This window comes from Ferroglobus sp., assembly GCF_015521575.1.
Lineage (GTDB): Archaea > Halobacteriota > Archaeoglobi > Archaeoglobales > Archaeoglobaceae > Ferroglobus.
This window is the reverse complement of the sequence record NZ_WANY01000039.1, coordinates 1-4662: the sequence shown is the minus strand read 5'-3', so window position 1 is coordinate 4662 and position 4662 is coordinate 1. Positions and strand designations below refer to the sequence as shown.

Annotated in this window: 6 protein-coding genes and 1 tRNA gene; 4 read left to right on the top strand and 3 right to left on the bottom strand. The window is 44.3% G+C overall.

What is annotated here, in order from left to right:
* The first annotated feature begins 87 nt into the window (after positions 1-87).
* Positions 88-885 carry a MinD/ParA family protein gene (locus F7C14_RS01630; protein ID WP_290899209.1) on the top strand — a complete coding sequence of 266 codons (798 nt, stop codon included), beginning with the start codon at positions 88-90 and terminating at the stop codon, positions 883-885.
* Complete coding sequence (locus F7C14_RS01625) at positions 882-1406, top strand: hypothetical protein (protein ID WP_290899206.1); 525 nt, start codon at positions 882-884, stop codon at positions 1404-1406. Before F7C14_RS01630 ends, F7C14_RS01625 begins: the two co-directional genes overlap by 4 nt.
* Before the next feature lie 22 nt (positions 1407-1428).
* On the opposite strand, the gene F7C14_RS01620 is transcribed toward F7C14_RS01625, so the two are convergent.
* Positions 1429-1503 (bottom strand) — tRNA-Glu (locus tag F7C14_RS01620).
* A 90-nt stretch (positions 1504-1593) separates the two neighbouring features.
* Here F7C14_RS01620 and F7C14_RS01615 point away from each other — a divergent pair.
* On the top strand, positions 1594-1881 hold the full coding sequence (locus F7C14_RS01615; RefSeq protein ID WP_290899203.1) for a GYD domain-containing protein: 288 nt from the start codon (positions 1594-1596) through the stop codon (positions 1879-1881).
* Here the strand turns inward: F7C14_RS01615 and trm14 are convergent, their stop codons facing one another.
* On the bottom strand, positions 1882-2976 hold the full coding sequence (gene trm14, locus F7C14_RS01610) for a tRNA (guanine(6)-N2)-methyltransferase (RefSeq protein ID WP_290899200.1): 1095 nt from the start codon (positions 2974-2976) through the stop codon (positions 1882-1884). It abuts the gene before it with no gap.
* Positions 2973-4232 carry a hydroxymethylglutaryl-CoA reductase, degradative gene (locus F7C14_RS01605; RefSeq protein ID WP_290899197.1) on the bottom strand — a complete coding sequence of 420 codons (1260 nt, stop codon included), beginning with the start codon at positions 4230-4232 and terminating at the stop codon, positions 2973-2975. The genes trm14 and F7C14_RS01605 overlap by 4 nt, the downstream gene beginning before the upstream one ends.
* 48 nt (positions 4233-4280) lie before the next feature.
* Here F7C14_RS01605 and F7C14_RS01600 point away from each other — a divergent pair.
* Positions 4281-4662 (top strand): UbiD family decarboxylase domain-containing protein (locus F7C14_RS01600; protein WP_290899194.1); only part of this gene is annotated, 382 nt, incomplete at its 3' end.

The following is a 4662-nucleotide window of genomic DNA, read 5'->3' as shown; positions in this document are numbered from 1 at the left end:
CTCAAATAAAGAGCAGTGTGGGTGAGAAATTCTGGGTAGCAAGGGAAAAGAAGGCTGAAAGAAAATCGCCGAGAATACTGTGAAATTATGGACCCCTACTTCAATTTGTCTGAGCTTGAAAAGAAACTTAGGAAAATCATAGAGGAGTATTACGCATTACGGTCTGTCGGTGGGAAGGTAATTTCCTTCCCTTCTGGTAAAGGGGGAGTGGGTAAAACTTCCATTGTTGTAAATCTCGCCGCCGCTTTGGCACTGAAAGGAAAAAAAGTTGCTATTGTTGACCTAAACCTCGCTTTACCGAACGTCTCACTGTTCATCGAAAACATGCCGGAAAAAACGGTAACACACTTTCTTTGTGGTGAGGCAAAGCTGAGCGAAACTTCAGCAAAATTGAGTGTCAAAAAAGCAGAAATCGACGTGTATCCGGCGGAATCCATTGTTGATTTGAAAAAGAAGATTAAAATTGAGAGAATCGGCGATCTTGCTTTGGAACTCAAGCCGATGTACGACTACATCCTTTTTGATCAATCTCCGGGACTGTCTAAATTTGCGGTATATCCAACCCTCGTCGCTGATGTCGTTTTTGTCGTGTCGGCAGATATAAAACCGGCTTATTTGGATGCGATTAAAGTTAGAGATGTTCTTGAAAGTAGCGATGTAAATTTCAACGGATTTGTGGTCAACATGGCTAAAAGGAAGAATTTAAAGTACTTCTACAACGAGAGGGTTTACGCAACGATCCCGTACGACTGGAGGTTGAAAAACGCATTTTCCTCCGGAAAAACAGTTTTTCAGCTTCGTTTCGGCTTTTTGTCTTCAAGCAGGAGAGCCTTTTCGAATTTTGCGAAAAGGTTAATCGAAGACTTCCCACCGGAGAGGGAATGATAGACAAATTTGAAGTTTTGAGGAAGTCCATACACTTTCTCGGACTCCTTTATATTCCCACTCTCTTTTATCTTGGAAAAGATTTTACAGGTGCTGTAGTCCTTGTGATGACAGCCTTTGCTTCTCTTTTGGAACTCGTGAGGGCTAAAAAGGAAATCTTTCCGAACTTCATCCTTAGAGAGTACGAAAAGAAGGGTGTCGCTGGCTACCTTTACAGCGGTTTGGCTTTCTCGATAATTACCCCCGTTTTTCCTCTAAAAGCTTGTGTAATTGCAGCAGTTTGCGCCTTTGCTGGAGATGGTGCGGCGGGAATTTTCAAAAAAGTGAACAGAAACTTCTCTTTTCCGGCATTTTTTGCATCTTCCTTCGCTTTAAGCTTGGCGCTCGGCTTGGAATGGCAGTACTCTTTAGCATCGATCATTATCTCAGCAATGTTCGATGGAAAGAAGTTCTTAAACGACAACTTCACGATTCCGATTTCGGCGGCGATTTCCTACTACATATTAACGACACTCAAATAAAAAAGAGCCGACGGAATTAAAGTGCTCCGGCCGGGATTTGAACCCGGGTCACGGGATCGAGAGTCCCGTATGATTGGCCGGGCTACACCACCGGAGCTCGTAGCTTCATTTTTCGATTCTGATTTATAACACTTTTGATGGAAAAGCTTTTCTTTGCGTAATTACAAAAATAAATCAGGTGAGTTGTATGGGTATCTACATTATTTTGTCGAGGTTGACCGACGAGGGAGCCGAAACTCTGAAAGAGAAGCCCGAGAGAGTTAAGGAGGTTAACGAAGAACTTGAAAAGATGGGTGTGAAGGTTCTTCAGCAGTACGTTGTCTTCGGGGAGTTCGATTTCGTCAACATAGTCGAAGCTCCGGATAACATCACCGTGATGAAGGCGATGGTTGAGCTGGCAAGCAGAGGTACTATAAGAACCGTTACGATGCCAGCAGTGCCGGTTGACGAGTTTCTGGAAGCTCTCAAAAAATAACTATTCAAGAACGAAGACGGAACAATTTAACCCGCCGTACATAACGCTCCTTTCTTCCTTTATTTCGAAAAATCTTGTGGCGTATTCTCTCGCTATTTTCTTCTCGGCTGTTATCATCACGAGCCTTCTTTCGAGGATTTTTGAGGCTGATTCAAAAAATTTTGAATACAAGTCTTCTATTATCCCTTTTCTTGCAATTCTGAGTCCGTAGGGAGGATTGGTGATTATGTAATCCACGCTTTCGAAATATTCGTCAAGCTTTCTTGCGTCTCCTTGAATGAACTTTATCGGAATCCCGACGTATTCGGCAATTTTCCTCGCACCTTCAACGTGTTTCCTAAACTTTTCGATCCCGTAGAGTTCGAGTTCGACATCTCTCTCTTCCCACTCTATTTCCGGGAACTGAAACAGCTTTTTGAAAGCGAAATCTTTTCTGAACTTACATGTCGGAATGTTCCTCGCCATAAGACCGGCTTCAATTAAAATTGTCCCGCTCCCGCACATTGGATCGAGTAAGCTGTACTCGTGACTCCATCCGGAAAGCCTGATGAGGGAAGAAGCGATGGTGGGGTTCAGAGGAGCTGGATGCTGGTAAATCCTGTAGTTTCTTTTATGCAGAGCCTCATCTCCTGTTGTGTCCACTCCGACAACGAAGTCGTCATCTACCAAATCGCATCTGATTATCACATCCGGCTCGTCCAAATTAACCCTCAGCCTAACCCCGAAATCTTCTTTGTATCTATCTATCACCGCCTGTCCCGCTTCCCTTGCTATATCCATGGATGTGAAGTCGTGCTCTCCGACTCTGTTGCTTCTTATTGCAAAACTCTGCTCCGGTTTGATGAAGGAGAAGTCTATCTGTTTCACAGCTTTATAAACATCTTCAAACCTTTCAACCTTAAATCTCCCAAGGAGAAGAACTATTCTTTCGGAACATCGAGAAAAGCAGTTCAATTTCGGGATGTCCTCTATTTTTGCCTCGAAGAAAACTCTCCCTTTCCCTCTCCTCTCCTCCTTTATTTTACAACCGAGTTCTTTTAGTTCCTCAGCCGCAACATCTTCAAAGCCGGGAGAGGTTGTGGAATAAAAAATCATTTTCTTCTAATTTCCTCCAAAACCTCCTTTGCCCTGTCGAGTCTAACCTTTCTTTCTTTCACAAGAATTTCAACAACTTTATCAATCTCCTCTCCGACAGCTCCGGCCATTATAGCCACGTTTCTCGCATGCAGCTCCATGTGTCCTCTCTGGATTCCCTCGGTAGCTAAAGCCCTTAAAGCGGCGAAGTTTTGAGCTAAACCAACGGCTGCAAGAATCCTTGCAAGTTCTTCAGCTGAATTAACCCCGAGTATTTTCAGGCAGATTTTCGCGAGGGGATTCACCTTCGTCGCCCCTCCAATAGTCCCCACAGCCATCGGCAACTCTATTGTCCCAACGAGATCGCCCTCTTCGTTAACTTCGTACCTCGTTAATGGCTTGTAGCCGTGGATGGCTGCATAGGCATGGGCTCCGGCTTCAACAGCCCTAAAATCGTTTCCAGTAGCTATAACCACCGCCGAAATTCCGTTCATAATCCCCTTGTTGTGGGTGGCACACCTAAACGGATCCGCCTCAGCAAAGGCGTAAGCCTGCATAATTCCCTCAACAACTTCCTCTCCTCCAATAACGTTTTTGTCGAAGATAGCTTTAGCTCTTGCAAGTCTGTAAACTGCTAAGTTCGAAATGATTCTCAGGTAGACTTTTCCACCCGTTATCCTCTCTATTAGCGGAGCCACCGCTTCAGCCATGGTATTTACGGCATTAGCTCCCATTGCATCCTTCACATCAACAAGCAAATGGACTATGAGCATCTCCCCAAGCTTGGTGTTTATAACTCTCGCTTCAACATCCTTACAACCACCACCGAGATTCACGAGAATCGGATCCTGCTCGTTAGCCTTCTCTATAATCTCCTCCTTATGCCTCAAGACTTCGAACCTTGCAGAATTTGGATCTTTAAGCTTCGTAACCTGAATTTGCCCTATCATTATGTTGCCCGAATAGTCGGTGAAAAACCCTCCTTTAGCCCTCGCCATCTTGGCAGCGTTGCTTGCAGCAGCAACGACGCTCGGCTCCTCTATAGCCATGGGAATCAAGTATTCCTTTCCGTCGATGAGGAAATTCGTAGCTATCCCCAAAGGCAATTCAAAAGTCCCTATGACATTTTCTATCATTCTGTCGGCTATATCGTTCGGTAAACCTTTTTCGAGGATAGCTTTAATCTCCTCCTCACTTAAATCAGCAAACTCGGCAACTTTTCTCAGCCTTTCCTCGATGCTTAGCTTGTAAAAATTGGGTATGCGTGAAGTTTTCATGGGGTGAAGTTGAATAAGAGTTATTTATTAAGCTTTCCTACGGAGGCTATGAATCTCAGGGATGCGATGAAGAAGGTGGATTACGAAGTCGTGGAAGATGAGATTAAACATGACGAGGTCGTCGATCTCTTAAAGAAGAGAAACCTTCTTGACAAACCTTGCCTGATAAATGTTGAAGGGAAGAAGGTTGCCACGAACTTCGTTTCGAGTAGGGAATTGGTGGCTACGTATTTGGGAGTTAAAAAGGAGGAACTCGTCAGAGTTCTTGCTGAAGTTGACGACGGAGAAATCTCTGTTTGCGAAGCGGAGTACTCCGAGTTGAGAGATTTGAACGATTTACCGATCATAAAATATTTTGAGGGTGATGGAGGAAGATACATAACAGCCGGAGTTGTTATTGCTTGCAAAGATCACGAGGACTTCAACACTT

Coding starts and splice junctions, on each gene's coding strand:
- F7C14_RS01630 (WP_290899209.1), top strand. CDS start 88: ATGGACCCCTACTTCAATTTGTCTGAGCTTGAAAAGAAACTTAGGAAA.
- F7C14_RS01615 (WP_290899203.1), top strand. CDS start 1,594: ATGGGTATCTACATTATTTTGTCGAGGTTGACCGACGAGGGAGCCGAA.
- trm14 (WP_290899200.1), bottom strand. CDS start 2,976: ATGATTTTTTATTCCACAACCTCTCCCGGCTTTGAAGATGTTGCGGCT.
- F7C14_RS01605 (WP_290899197.1), bottom strand. CDS start 4,232: ATGAAAACTTCACGCATACCCAATTTTTACAAGCTAAGCATCGAGGAA.
- F7C14_RS01625 (WP_290899206.1), top strand. CDS start 882: ATGATAGACAAATTTGAAGTTTTGAGGAAGTCCATACACTTTCTCGGA.